Below are 13,327 nucleotides of genomic sequence, written 5' to 3' on the forward strand. Positions count from 1 at the left end.
GCGCGGCAGGCGGTGAGTCGGGGTTGGCTGACCGCAGACCGGTAAGGCAGCAGTGACCCATCAGGCTGGCCGCGAGACGCGGGGCGGGCCACCGAGCCAAGGGGCGGGCCCGAGCCGGGGCGGGTGAGGCGGCTGGCCGGGGGGCCGCTTCGCCGACTGAGCACGCGGCTCGGTGAGGTCGACCGTGAGCTGGTTTGGCGCGTTGCGAGCCGTGATGTCGGCCGGGAGGCGCGGGGGGACCGGGAGCGGTCCCAGGCGATTGCGGATGCTGCCCGTGCGGTGGGAGGTGTGCAGGGGCGGTGGTGGTTTGAAGGCTGGGTGGGGGCTCGGAGTAGTGGCCACGCCACGCAGCGAGAAGAGGTCGGACAGAAAAAAACGGAAATATGCTGATTCTCTTGACAGAGATGACTGCTGAGTGTGAAGCTATGAACACGCAGCGTCAATGGTGATCGGGGGGTCCCACGGACGCGCGCGGTACCAAACCGGGGGGATGAACGGGGCGGCGGGTCTTTGACTCGTCGCCCCGTTCGCTGTGCGGATCAGGCGTGCTCACTCCTGAGGTGTCGGGGGTGGTGATGCGGTTCGTAACTCTGTGCCCGTACCGAAAAAGGGTCTGGTTTGTGACAGCGCAACCACCCACCCCCGGGACAAATGCCGCGCGTAGAGTGAACCGCTGCCAATCCCCGTACCTCAGGAGCATGATGACCAGCACGCGCCCCACGTCCGTGGCCGAGGGCGACTACAAGGTCGCCGACCTCTCGCTCGCCGCTTTCGGCCGCAAGGAGATCGAGCTCGCCGAGCACGAGATGCCCGGTCTGATGTCGCTTCGCAAGGAGTACGGACCGAGCCGGCCGCTGCGCGGCGCGCGGATCACCGGTTCGCTGCACATGACCATCCAGACCGCCGTCCTCATCGAGACGCTCACCGCCCTCGGTGCGCAGGTGCGCTGGGCGAGCTGCAACATCTTCTCGACGCAGGACCACGCCGCCGCCGCGATCGTCGTGGGCCCGGACGGTACGCCGGAGAAGCCGCAGGGTGTGCCGGTCTACGCCTGGAAGGGCGAGACCCTGGAGGAGTACTGGTGGTGCACCGAGCAGGTGCTGCTGTGGCCGGACGGCGAGGGTCCCAACATGATCCTCGACGACGGCGGTGACGCCACGCTGCTGGTGCACAAGGGTGCGGAGTTCGAGAAGCTGGGCGCCGTGCCGTCGGCCGACACCGCGGATTCCGAGGAGTACGCGGTCATCCTCAAGCTGCTCGCCCGGTCCCTGCAGGAGGACGACCGGCGCTGGACCCGCGTCGCGGCCGCCATCAAGGGCGTCACCGAGGAGACCACGACCGGCGTGCACCGCCTCTACGAGATGCAGCAGAACGGCACGCTGCTCTTCCCGGCGATCAACGTCAACGACTCGGTGACCAAGAGCAAGTTCGACAACAAGTACGGCTGCCGCCACTCCTTGATCGACGGCATCAACCGGGCGACCGACGTCCTCATCGGTGGCAAGGTCGCGGTCGTCTTCGGGTACGGCGACGTCGGCAAGGGCTGCGCCGAGTCGCTGCGCGGGCAGGGTGCGCGGGTCATCGTCACCGAGGTCGACCCGATCTGTGCTCTGCAGGCCGCGATGGACGGTTACCAGGTGGCGACGATGGAGGACGTCGTCGAGACGGCGGACATCTTCATCACCGCGACCGGCTGCTTCGACGTCATCACGCACGAGCACATGGCGCGGATGAAGCACCAGGCGATCGTCGGCAACATCGGGCACTTCGACAACGAGATCGACATGGCCGGGCTGGCGAAGCGCAAGGACGTCACGCGGGTGAACGTCAAGCCGCAGGTCGACGAGTGGAAGTTCGACGACGGCCACTCCGTCATCGTGCTCTCCGAGGGGCGCCTGCTGAACCTGGGCAATGCCACCGGCCATCCCTCGTTCGTGATGAGCAACAGCTTCTCGAACCAGACGATCGCGCAGATCGAGCTGTTCACGAAGACCGACGACTACCCGGTGGGCGTCTACGTGCTGCCGAAGCACCTGGACGAGAAGGTCGCCCGGCTGCACCTCGGCGCGCTCGGCGTACGGCTCACCGAGCTGACCAAGGAGCAGGCGGCCTACCTGGGTGTCTCGGTCGAGGGACCGTACAAGCCGGACCACTACCGCTACTGAGCTGTCGCATAGGAAAAGCGAACCGGTGGTTGCCGCCGCCGGTTCGCTTTTTCCTGTCCGCGCGCCGCCCCCGCAGGCGATGCGCAAGTCGTACCTCTTCTCCCATTAGCACATGGTCCCGCCGGATCTGCAAGTGCATAAAGTGCCATGCAAGTTGCACTGAGTCACCGGTACGGTGGGCGCGTGGCCAGACCGACATCGATGGCAGCCCGCCGGGAGCTGGGCGAAGAGCTCCGAAGGCTGCGCGGTGATCGGCGGGGGGCGGACGTGGCGGCCGCGCTGGGATGGTCGGAGTCCAAGCTCAGCCGGATCGAGACGGCCCGCACGGGGATCAGCGATGCGGACCTCGACCGGCTGCTGCAGGAGCTGGGCGCCCAGGCCGTCGACCGGTCGCGGTTCCGGGAGCTGGCCGGCCGCGGGCGCGCCCGGGTCTGGTGGGCCCCGTACCGGTCGTCGGTCGCCGAGCGCTACGACGAGTACGTCGCCTTCGAGGCCGAGGCCACCGTGATGTGCGAGTGGGAGGCCCAGCTCGTACCGGGGCTGCTGCAGACCGACGAGTACGCCCACGCCGTGATCCGGGCCGGCGCCGACGTGCGTGACGAAGAGACGCTGGAGCGGCGTACGGCTCTGCGGATGGCCCGGCAGAGCGTGCTGTCCCGCGATCCGGCCCCGCGGCTGTGTGTGGTGCTCGACGAGGCCGTGCTGCGCCGCCAGGTCGGCGGTCCGGGGGTGCTCCGGCGCCAGCTTCAGCGCCTGTACGACGCCAGCCGGCGTCCCGGCGTCGAGCTGCTGGTCCTGCCCTTCGCCGCCGGCTCGCACGCCGCCCTGACCGAGGCGTTCGTCATCTTCGAGTTCGCCGACCGGCCGCCCGTGGTGCACAGCGAGGACTTGATCGGCGGTCAGCTGCGGACGAAGGAGGCCGAGGTGGAGGTCTACCGGGAGGCCTTCGCCGACCTGCGCGCCCGCGCCCTTCCACCCGGTGAGACGCGCGACTTCATCGCTCGAACAGGCGAAGAACTGGATTGATTAGATCTTCGTTCAAGTAGGCGAGTAACCATTCGTAAAGGGGCATGATCTTGCAGAACAAGGCTCTCACCTGGCGAAAGAGCACCCGCAGCGGGGCGGCGGGACACTGCGTGGAGGTCGCTACCGCGGCCGCCACGGTCTTCGTCCGGGATTCGAAGGACGCCGCCGGCCCGGTGCTGGCATTCGGCGTACCGGGATGGGCGGACTTCATCGCCGGCGTTCAGGCCGGGGAGTTCGACCGCTGATCCCCAGTGCGGGCGGTCTTGCGCGGCCGCCCGCCGCTCACGCCCGCGTCTGTGACCTGACCGATAGGTGCCCCGCTTGACGGCATGGGCGCTTTCGTGGCTAAGGTATGGCGAGCCTTACTTAGGGATGCCTTAGCAAACGGAGTGCCATGCTCGCCACCTACCTCATCGGCCTGCGCGAGGGGTTGGAAGCCACGCTCGTGGTGAGCATCCTCGTCGCTTTCCTGGTGAAGGCCCAGCGCAAGGACCGCCTCGTGCAGGTGTGGGCGGGCGTCGGGCTCGCCGTGGGGCTCTCCGTCTTCTTCGGCTGGCTGCTCAGCTACACGTCGACCACGCTGCTGCAGAAGTACGAGCACCGCGAGCTCTTCGAGGCGATCACCTCGGTCCTCGCCGTCTGCTTCGTCACCTGGATGATCTTCTGGATGCGCCAGGCCGCCCGCTCCATCGCGGGAGACCTGCGCAGCAAGCTCCAGGACGCGCTCGCCGTCGGCTCCCTCGCGGTCGCCGTGATGGCCTTCCTCGCCGTGGTGCGCGAGGGCCTCGAGACCTCGCTGATCTTCTACTCCGCCGTGCAGGGCGCGTCGTCCAACACCGGGCCGCTGCTGTCGCTGCTCGGCGGCATCGCCTCGGCCGTCGTCATCGGCTGGCTGATGTTCGCCACCGCGGTGCGGATCAACCTGTCGGTCTTCTTCAAGTGGACCGGTGCGCTGCTCATCCTGGTCGCGGCCGGCATTCTCAAGTACGGCGTGCACGACTTCCAGGAAGCGAACGTGCTGCCGGGGCTCAATTCCCTGGCGTACGACGTCAGCGGCGTACTGAACCCGGACGCCTGGTACACCGCCCTGCTCACCGGCATGTTCAACATCACGCCGACGGCGTCGGTGCTGGAGACCGTCGCCTGGGCCGCCTACGGGCTCCCCGTACTCGCGATCTTCCTCTGGCCCGCGCGCAAGCCGGCGCCCGCGCCCGCTCGTGAAACCCCCGCCCCGGCGCCCGCGCCTCAGCAATAGGAGAACCGTTCCATGCGTACCACCCCCTTGCTCGCGCTGGCCGCTGCCGGCCTCCTCGGCGGCACCCTCACTGCCTGCGGAGGCGGCGCCGACGACAAGGCGGCCGGCACTGCCGCGGGCGGCCCCATCACCGTGAAGGCCACCGACACCGGCTGCGAGGTCGCCAGGACCACGGTCGACGCGGGGACGAGCGTCTTCTCCATCACCAACGGCGGCAACAAGGTCACCGAGTTCTACGTGTACGCCGCCGGCGACCGCGTCATGGGCGAGGTGGAGAACATCGCCCCCGGCCTCTCCCGGGAACTGCACGTCGAGCTGCCCGCCGGCACGTACGAGACCGCGTGCAAGCCCGGCATGAGCGGCAAGGGCATCCGCGCGGCGTTCACCGTGTCGGGCTCGTCCGCCCCGCTCACCGCCGACGCCAAGCTCGCCGACGCGAGCGACAACTACTCCCGCTACGTGAAGAGCCAGACCGCCGCGCTGCTGCCCAAGACCGAGGAGTTCGTGGCGGCGGTCAAGGCGAAGGACGTCGCGAAGGCCCGGGCGCTGTTCCCGGTCGCCCGTACGTACTGGGAGCGCATCGAGCCCGTCGCCGAGATCTTCGGCGACCTCGACCCGAAGATCGACGGGCGTGAGGAGGTCATCGAGGAGGGCATGCCGTTCACCGGTTTCCACCGCCTCGAGAAGGATCTCTGGGCGGCCAAGCCGGATCTCTCCAAGGACGGCGCGATCGCCGACCAGCTGCTGACCGACGTGAAGGCGATCGTCGCGAAGGCCAACGCCGAGAAGCTGTCCCCGCTGCAGCTCGCCAACGGCGCCAAGGAGCTGCTCGACGAGGTCGCCACCGGCAAGATCACCGGCGAGGAGGACCGCTACTCGCACACCGATCTCTGGGACTTCAACGCCAACGTCGAGGGTTCCAAGGCCGCGATCGCGGCGCTGCGCCCGGTGCTCGAGGAGCGCGACGCGGCGCTCGTGAAGACGCTGGACACCGAGTTCGCCAACGTCGACGCCGCGCTGGCGAAGTACCGCGCCGGCGACGGATGGAAGCTGCACAACCAGCTCAGCCAGAGCGACCTGAGGGGCCTCTCGGACGCGATCAACGCGCTCGCGGAGCCGATCTCCAAGGTCGCCGCGGTCGTCTCGAAGAAGTAGGGATTCATGAGTGACAGCACGGTGTCACGCCGGCGAGCGATCGCGCTCGCCGGCGTCGGCGTAGCCGGAATCGCCGGAGCCGCCGCCGTCGGCGGCGCCCTCGTCCGTGGGGAGGTCGCCGACGACGACCACGCCGGCGCCGCCCTCGGGGCGATCGCCTTCACCGGCGAGCACCAGGCCGGCATCGTCACGCCCGCCCAGGATCGCCTGCACTTCGTCGCGTTCGACGTCATCACCAAGGACCGGGAACGCCTCGTCGCGATGCTGAAGGACTGGACGGCGGCCGCCGCCCGGATGACCGCGGGCCGCGATGCGGGCGAGATCGGGGCGGTCGACGGCATCCCGGAGGCCCCGCCGGACGACACCGGCGAGGCGCTGGGCCTGCCGCCGTCCGGGCTGACCATCACGGTCGGCTTCGGCCCCACGCTGTTCCGCGACGCCGACGGCAAGGACCGCTTCGGCATCGCCGCGAAGCGCCCGCCGGCCCTGGACGACCTCCCGCACTTCCCGGGCGACGTCCTCGACGCCTCACTCTCGGGCGGCGACCTCTGCGTCCAGGCGTGCGCCAACGACCCCCAGGTGGCGGTGCACGCCATCCGCAACCTCGCCCGGATCGGCATGGGCGTGGTCAGCGTGCGGTGGTCCCAGCTGGGCTTCGGGCGTACGTCCTCCACGTCGCGGACCCAGGCCACGCCCCGCAATCTGTTCGGCTTCAAGGACGGCACGGCCAACCTCAAGCTCGAGGAGGCCGACCTGCTCAAGCAGCACCTGTGGGTGCAGCCCGGCGACGGCCCCGAGTGGATGACCGGCGGCTCCTACCTGGTCACCCGCAAGATCCGCATGATCGTCGAGACCTGGGACCGCACGTCGCTGGCCGAACAGGAGTCCATCGTCGGCCGCCACAAGGGCAGCGGTGCGCCACTGGGCATGGCTCAGGAGTACGACGAGCCCGACGTGAAAGCCCTCCCGGTGGCGTCGCACGTGCGGCTGGCCCACCCGGACCTGAACGACGGGGCGCGGCTGCTGCGCCGCGGCTACAACTTCGTCGACGGCTCGGACGGGCTGGGGCGGCTCAACGCGGGGCTGTTCTTCATGGCGTACCAGCGGGACCCGCGCAAGCAGTTCGTGCCGGTGCAGCGGAACCTGTCCCGCCACGACGACATGAACGAGTATCTGAAGCCGATGTCGCAGGCGTTGTTCGCGTGTCCGCCCGGGGTGTCGGGCCCGGACGATTTCTGGGGGCGGTCACTGTTCTCCTGAGCGCGGTTCCCCTTTGATTTCACGGTCCGCCGGGACATGATCAGCAGCGGCGCCCACGCTTGATCGACGGCCGGTCACACGGGTCGGAAGGGGACAGTGCAATATTGGATCGCATGAGAGCCCGCGTACTCGTCGTCGACGACGACCCCGCGCTGGCGGAGATGCTCGGCATCGTCCTGCGCAGCGAAGGTTTCCTGCCCTCCTTCGTGGCCGACGGTGAGCGGGCCCTCGCCGCGTTCCGGGAGAACAGGCCCGACATAGTCCTGCTCGACCTGATGCTCCCCGGCATGAGCGGCATCGACGTGGCGCGGGCCATCCGCGCCGAGTCCGGCATCCCGATCGTCATGCTCACCGCCAAGAGCGACACGGTCGACGTGGTGCTCGGTCTGGAGTCCGGCGCCGACGACTACGTCGTCAAGCCGTTCAAGCCCAAGGAGCTCGTGGCACGGATGCGGGCCCGCCTGCGCCGGGGCGAGGACGCCGCGCCCGAGCTGCTGACCATCGGGCCGCCCGGCAACCAGATCACCATCGACGTACCGGCGCACACCGTCACCCGCGACGGTGAAGAGGTGAAACTGACGCCGCTCGAGTTCGACCTGCTGGTGGCGCTGGCGCGCAAGCCGCGCCAGGTGTTCACCCGCGAGGTGCTGCTGGAGCAGGTGTGGGGCTACCGGCACGCGGCCGACACCAGGCTGGTGAACGTCCACGTCCAGCGGCTGCGGGCCAAGATCGAGCCGGACCCGGAGCGGCCCGAGATCATCCTGACCGTACGTGGAGTGGGGTACAAGGCCGGCACCGGCTGAGCCGCTCCCTTCGGTCAGGGTTCGTCCCGCCCTTTCGTCAGAGGTTCGTAACGCCCGGAGGGCGGGCCCGGGACCCCCGACGGGCTAACCTTGCCCCCGATGCGTGCTCCTGCCTGGCTTCCGATGCCGATCCGCCGCACCCTCCGCGTGGTGCGGCGGTATTGGCGCACCGCCGTGCGCCGGGGGATGCAGGTCTCTGCGCCCGCCCGCCGGGCCTGGCGGCGGTCCCTGCACCTGCGGGTCGTCACCCTGACCCTCGTCGCCTCCAGCCTCCTGGTGGGCGGTTTCGGCTGGTTCATCGCCGGTCGCAGCACGACGATCCTGCTCGACCGGGCCGAGGACGAGGTCCGCTCGCAGATGCAGAGCAAGGTCGACTACGCGAGGAGCCAGCTCACCGTGCACCGGCAGGTGCGCGACCCGAAGCTCCCCACGACCATCAACGACACCGTGACCCGCCTCGCCGACGGCGACCCGGCCGAGAGCGGCGGCGCCATCGTCTCCCTGCGTGCCGACAATTTCCCGGAACTCAAGCCGGTCACGTCCACCAAGGTCGACACCACCTCCCTGATCACCCGCGAGCTGGTCCACGACGTCGCCGGCGAGGGCCTCGTGGCCCAGCAGATCCGCACCGCCGAGGTGGGCGGCGTCCAGACCAAATACCTGGTGTACGGCTCACCGGTGCCGACCAGCTTCGGTCACATGGAGCTCTACTACCTGGTGCCGCTGACCACCGAGGACCGGGCCGCCAACCAGATCCGCACCACCGTCCTGGTCACCGGCATCGCGCTGGTCATGCTTCTGGGCGTCGTCGCCGGCCTGGTGACCCGCATGGTGGTCACCCCCGTCCGGGTCGCCGCCCGCACCGCTCAGCGCCTCTCCGCAGGCCTGCTCGACCAGCGCATGAAGGTGGACGGCGAGGACGACCTGGCCCTGCTCGCCGCCTCCTTCAACCAGATGGCCGCCAACCTCCAGCGCCAGATCGTGCGCCTGGAGGAGATGTCCCGGCTGCAGCGGCGGTTCACCTCCGACGTGTCCCACGAGCTGCGCACCCCGCTCACCACCGTACGGATGGCTGCCGACCTGATCTTCGCCGAGCGCGACGAGTTCGAGCCAGCCGTGGCGCGCAGCGCCGAACTGCTCCAGGCGGAGCTGGACCGCTTCGAGAGTCTGCTGACCGATCTCCTCGAGATCAGCCGCTTCGACGCCGGCTTCGCCGCGCTCGACGCCGAGCACACCGACCTGGTCCCCATCGTCGAGCGGGTCGCCGAACGCCTCGGCGGCCTGGCGGAGCGCGTAGGCGTGACCATCGAGCTGCGCCTGCCGGACACCCCGGTCATCGCCGAGGTCGACCCCCGCCGCGTCGAGCGCATCCTGCGCAACCTGGTCGGCAACGCGGTCGAGCACGGCGAGGGCAAGCCGGTCGAGGTCACCCTGGCCACCGACGAGGCGGCCGTCGCCGTCACGGTCCGAGACCACGGCGTCGGCCTCAAACCGGGCGAGGAACGCCTCGTCTTCAACCGCTTCTGGCGCGCCGACCCCTCCCGCGCCCGGCAGACCGGCGGCACCGGCCTCGGCCTCTCCATCTCGGTCGAGGACGCGCGCCTGCACGGCGGCTGGCTCGAAGCCTGGGGCGAACCGGGCGGCGGCGCCCAGTTCCGCCTCACCCTCCCGGTCCGCTCCGGCGACCGCCTGGTGGCGGCCCCGCTACCCCTCATCCCGCGGGACCGCGCCGTCGACGAGCTCCCGGCCGGTCCCGGTCCCGCTCCCGCTTCCGTGGCCGCCCTCGCTCCCGCCTCCGCTTCCGTGGCGTCTCCGCCTACTGCGGCTGCCTCCGCCAGCGAGACAGTCCCCACCGCCTCCGGCGGTAGCTCCGGCACCGCGAATCCCGCTCTTCCTGACGCCGGACCGACGGGTGACGCTGCTGGCCGCGGCGGGCCCGCTGGTGGCGTTGCTGTGCATGGCAGCGGGCCGGCGGTCGAAGACGCCGGGCGCGGCAGCGGGCCGTCGGATGACGCGGCCGAGCCCGATGGACCGGCGGGCGACCGCGACGCCGGAGAGCCGGCGGAGGTGGGTCGATGAAGCTGCTCCCGAATCCCCGTCGCCGTCCCGCCGCGGTCCTCGCTGCCGTGCTCGGCGTCGTGCTCGCCCTCAGCGGCTGCGGCATTCCCGACAACACAGAGGTCACAAAGGTCGGCCGCGGCCCGTCGCCGGGATTCGCCACCGGGGACGACGGGGCGCCGCCGCGTCACGAACGGGACGCGACGACCGAGATCTCCGAGTTCGTGCGCTACTACCTCGAGGCCGCCGGCGGTGACCCGGACAGCGCGCTCGAGCGGGTGCAGAAATTCCTCTCCCCGTCGGCCGCCGCGACGTTCAAGGCACCCAGCGAGATCAAGGTGGTGCACCTCGCCGACACCCCGCTGGTGAACCCGGGCAGCGACAAGGTCACGCTCAAGGTGCAGACCCTGGGCGTGCTCGGCCACAACGGCGTTCTCGGGCCCGCTCCGGACACCGGCATCCAGACGTACGAGCTGACCGTCGCCGCGGTCGCCGGCAAGGACGGCCTCTTCGTCACCAAGGCGCCACCGGTGCTGCTGCTCAGCGACGAGGCGCTGAACACCTTCTTCCAGCGCCGGACCATCTACTTCTGGAACCACGAGTTCACCGCGCTGGTGCCCGACGTGCGGTACCTGCCCGCTGACATGCCCTCCGAGCAGGTGCCCCAGCAGATCATCAAGTGGCTGATCGAGGGGCCGTCGAACTGGTTGCGGCCCGCCGTGGAGCCGCTGCCGGAAGGCACCGCGCTGCTCGGCAACGTGCCCGCCGTGGCCGACGACACGCTTCAGATCAACCTCAGCGCCCAGGCGCTCGAGCCGCCCGACGACCCCAAGGCGCTCGACCGACTGCGGCGCCAGCTCCAGTGGTCGTTGAAGCCGAACCTGTCGCGCGTCCTGGAGCTGAAGATCGGCAACGAGGAACAGAACGACTACGACAGCGACGACTACCTCACCAGCAACCCGACGTACCGGCTGGAGGATCCGCCCGAGCGGTTCCTGATCTACAACGGCCAGATCCGGCGGATGTCCCGTACGCCGGGCGCCACCGAACCGATCCCGGTCATCCGTCCGGAGGCCAACCGCAACGTGAAGGCGGCGGCCCTCGCCCGCAGTCCGGGCGACCGCCGGTACGCCGCCCTGGTCACCGCCGAGGGCAACCGCCAGGTGCTGCGGGTCGGTGGCACGGCGCTGGGGGACCGTACCGACCTGCAGCGGGTGGCGCTTCCCGGTGGCTCGACCGGCCAGCCCGCCTGGGCCATCACCTCCGACGATCCGCAGACCGGCGCCATCGGGCTGATCACCGTCGCGGGGAAGCTCTACAGCTTCTCGGCGGACGGCTCACCCGTGCGCGCGGTCAGCTGGCCCGGCCCGCCCGGCTGGATCTCGGCCGTGGCGGTCGCCCCGGACGGGCGGCGGATCGCCATCGTCGTCGGCGGCAAGTTGTATCTGACGGCGATGACGGCCGACGGGGACGGGCCCCACCTCCCCACGTACTGGCCGGTCCAGGTGCCGGCGCTGCGCTCCGTCTCGGCCGTCGACTGGGGCACCGAAAGTTCGCTGGTGGTGGCCGGCACCCGCGCCGACCGGGACCGGGTCGCGATCATCGACACCGCCCTCGACGGCACGGACTCGACCGAGCCTCAGCCGGACATCGGCACCGAGACCGTCACCTACCTGGCGGCGTACCCGGTCAGCCCGGTCAGCGGCAAACCCTCGCCGGACGTGGTGCAGTACATGGCCAACGGCGCGGCCTTCGACGTGCTCTCCGGCCCGGTACGCATCAGCGTCGGCGACCTCGCCGACCCGGTGACGAACCCGCCCACCGGGATGGTTCCCACCTCGCCCTTCTTCCTGCGCTGACCGGCAGGCGACCCCGTGCCGAACGGACACCTCCTGGCCGACCTCGCCGATCTCGTCCTGCCGAGCGCCTGCGCGGCCTGCGCCGCCGACCACGTCCCTCTGCGCCACGGCGTCTGCGCGGCCTGTGTAGCCACCCTGGAGGCGCTGCACGCGTACCCGACCATCCCGAACCCACCCCCGCCCGGCATGCCCGCCTGCGTCGCCCTCAGCGCCTATGCCGGGCCGATGCGCGGGGCGCTGCTCGCGTACAAGGAGAGGGGCCGGCACCACCTCGCCAGGCCGCTCGGCGCATTGCTCGCCTCCGCGATCGCCGAGATGGCGGTCCGGGCCGGCGGCGGACCTGATCGGCCCCTGTACGTCGTTCCCGTGCCGTCGACGGCCAAAGCGGCCCGCGAACGCCACGGCGACCACATGGCGCGACTGGGCGCACACGCGGTGCGGCGGCTGGGCCGGGCGGGGTGGGAGGCTCGCCTCAGCCGGCCGCTCCGGGCGCTGCCGCGTGGTGATTCGGCGTCACTGAGCGTAGTCGAACGGGCGGCCGCGGCTGAGAGTTCGCTGCGAATCAAGGGTGCTCGGATCCGCATTCCGCGACGGCGGCCGACGATCGGAGGCACCCTGATAGTGGTGGACGACATCGTCACGACGGGGGCCACGCTGGCCGCCGTGACGACACGGCTCCGGGAGGCGGACATGCAGGTCGCAGGGGCTGCGGTGCTGGCGGCGACGCGGCTGCGCAAGGTCCGTGGGGCACAAGCGGGCGAACGTCGCGGTGCCGTCGCGCCAGGGACGAAAGTCCTCGCTCCCATTCCCCGAACGAGGGGTGACGGGCAGCCGTCGGCAGGTTAGCGTCTTGGTGACGAGGGTAAGCGACTCGCCTTACCCGCCACCGGAGCGAAGTCGACCAGTCTGACAGGGCAGTTCCGACCCGCCGCACCGGAAAGGAGCGTCCTCGTAAGCCGATTCGGTCACGTGCGCGGGATTGCTCCGTGATCCCCGTCGTCACCGAAACCAGCACACCGCGTCGAAGTGCAAACGTTGGGGGAGGTCACGAGTGGACATTGTCGTCAAGGGCCGCAACGTAGAGGTTCCTGATCACTATCGGGAACATGTCGCCGACAAGCTGGCAAAAGTCGAACGCTACGATCAGAAACTGATCAGAGTCGACGTCGAGCTCTTCCACGAGCGCAACCCGCGGCAGTCCGACAACTGCCAGCGCGTGGAGATCACGGTCGTGACCCGTGGGCCCGTGATCCGGGCCGAAGCCACCGCGAAGGATTTCTACGGCGCCCTCGACTGCGCCATCAACAAGCTTGACGGGCGCCTGCGCCGTGCCGCCGATCGCCGGCGTGTGCACCGCGGACGCCACGCGCCGGTCTCCGTGGCCGCCGCGACCGCCGGGCTGCCGACCGACCTGCCGAACCTCACGCCGCAGGCCGAGAGCTCCTCGCCGACCGAGCTGTCCGAGCACGGCGACAACCAGCCCTGGCGCATCGTGCGCGAGAAGGAGCACCCCGCGGACCCGATGACCGTCGACGACGCTCTCTTTCAGATGGAGCTCGTCGGCCACGACTTCTATCTCTTCCACGACAAGGAGAGCGGCCGGCCCAGCGTCGTCTACCGGCGGCGTGGCTACGACTACGGCATCCTGAGCCTGGAAACGACCGCGTAGACGGCCTCTCCTCCTCCGGGGCGGCACCGATCCCGTCCCGGGGAGGACCCAGGGCTCCACCAGATCCCGGAGACCAC

Annotated in this window: 10 protein-coding genes and 1 pseudogene; all 11 read left to right on the forward strand. The window is 70.1% G+C overall.

Translation table 11 applies throughout. The annotated features are described in order from the left end of the window. Positions 1-698: 698 nt before the first annotated feature. The 11 genes and pseudogenes from ahcY (at position 699) to hpf (ending at position 13,250) form a co-directional block, all read left to right on the forward strand. Positions 699-2,165 carry an adenosylhomocysteinase gene (ahcY, locus tag ACIBO8_RS12560; RefSeq protein WP_396115255.1) on the forward strand — a complete coding sequence of 489 codons (1,467 nt, stop codon included), beginning with the start codon at positions 699-701 and terminating at the stop codon, positions 2,163-2,165. Between the two features lie 183 nt (positions 2,166-2,348). Beyond that, complete coding sequence (locus ACIBO8_RS12565) at positions 2,349-3,191, forward strand: helix-turn-helix domain-containing protein (protein WP_396115256.1); 843 nt, start codon at positions 2,349-2,351, stop codon at positions 3,189-3,191. Between the two features lie 44 nt (positions 3,192-3,235). Continuing rightward, the gene (locus ACIBO8_RS12570) at positions 3,236-3,436 is read left to right on the forward strand and encodes a DUF397 domain-containing protein (protein ID WP_396115257.1); all 201 of its coding nucleotides are present in this window, start codon (positions 3,236-3,238) and stop codon (positions 3,434-3,436) included. Between the two features lie 149 nt (positions 3,437-3,585). Then, complete coding sequence (gene efeU / locus ACIBO8_RS12575; RefSeq protein ID WP_396115258.1) at positions 3,586-4,446, forward strand: iron uptake transporter permease EfeU; 861 nt, start codon at positions 3,586-3,588, stop codon at positions 4,444-4,446. Between the two features lie 12 nt (positions 4,447-4,458). Further along, complete coding sequence (gene efeO / locus ACIBO8_RS12580) at positions 4,459-5,601, forward strand: iron uptake system protein EfeO (RefSeq protein ID WP_396115259.1); 1,143 nt, start codon at positions 4,459-4,461, stop codon at positions 5,599-5,601. Positions 5,602-5,607: 6 nt separating this feature from the next. Then, on the forward strand, positions 5,608-6,861 hold the full coding sequence (gene efeB, locus ACIBO8_RS12585; RefSeq protein ID WP_396115260.1) for an iron uptake transporter deferrochelatase/peroxidase subunit: 1,254 nt from the start codon (positions 5,608-5,610) through the stop codon (positions 6,859-6,861). Between the two features lie 113 nt (positions 6,862-6,974). Beyond that, entirely contained in the window at positions 6,975-7,664 is a 690-nt protein-coding gene (mtrA, locus tag ACIBO8_RS12590; RefSeq protein ID WP_366153506.1) for an MtrAB system response regulator MtrA, read from the forward strand. A 123-nt stretch (positions 7,665-7,787) separates the two neighbouring features. Continuing rightward, a pseudogene (mtrB, locus tag ACIBO8_RS12595) lies at positions 7,788-9,500 on the forward strand (MtrAB system histidine kinase MtrB); the annotation flags it as partial. A gap of 239 nt (positions 9,501-9,739) precedes the next feature. Then, on the forward strand, positions 9,740-11,581 hold the full coding sequence (locus ACIBO8_RS12600) for an LpqB family beta-propeller domain-containing protein (protein WP_396115261.1): 1,842 nt from the start codon (positions 9,740-9,742) through the stop codon (positions 11,579-11,581). A 15-nt stretch (positions 11,582-11,596) separates the two neighbouring features. Further along, positions 11,597-12,427: a ComF family protein gene (locus tag ACIBO8_RS12605; RefSeq protein ID WP_396115262.1), complete on the forward strand. Its 831-nt coding sequence runs from the start codon at positions 11,597-11,599 to the stop codon at positions 12,425-12,427. Between the two features lie 205 nt (positions 12,428-12,632). After that, positions 12,633-13,250 carry a ribosome hibernation-promoting factor, HPF/YfiA family gene (hpf, locus tag ACIBO8_RS12610; protein ID WP_396115263.1) on the forward strand — a complete coding sequence of 206 codons (618 nt, stop codon included), beginning with the start codon at positions 12,633-12,635 and terminating at the stop codon, positions 13,248-13,250. Positions 13,251-13,327: the final 77 nt, after the last annotated feature.

This window comes from Actinoplanes sp. NPDC049681 (assembly GCF_044465265.1).
Classification (GTDB): Bacteria; Actinomycetota; Actinomycetes; order Mycobacteriales; family Micromonosporaceae; genus Actinoplanes.

Coding starts and splice junctions, on each gene's coding strand:
- ahcY (WP_396115255.1), top strand. CDS start 699: ATGATGACCAGCACGCGCCCCACGTCCGTGGCCGAGGGCGACTACAAG.
- ACIBO8_RS12570 (WP_396115257.1), top strand. CDS start 3,236: ATGATCTTGCAGAACAAGGCTCTCACCTGGCGAAAGAGCACCCGCAGC.
- efeU (WP_396115258.1), top strand. CDS start 3,586: ATGCTCGCCACCTACCTCATCGGCCTGCGCGAGGGGTTGGAAGCCACG.
- efeO (WP_396115259.1), top strand. CDS start 4,459: ATGCGTACCACCCCCTTGCTCGCGCTGGCCGCTGCCGGCCTCCTCGGC.
- efeB (WP_396115260.1), top strand. CDS start 5,608: ATGAGTGACAGCACGGTGTCACGCCGGCGAGCGATCGCGCTCGCCGGC.
- mtrA (WP_366153506.1), top strand. CDS start 6,975: ATGAGAGCCCGCGTACTCGTCGTCGACGACGACCCCGCGCTGGCGGAG.
- ACIBO8_RS12600 (WP_396115261.1), top strand. CDS start 9,740: ATGAAGCTGCTCCCGAATCCCCGTCGCCGTCCCGCCGCGGTCCTCGCT.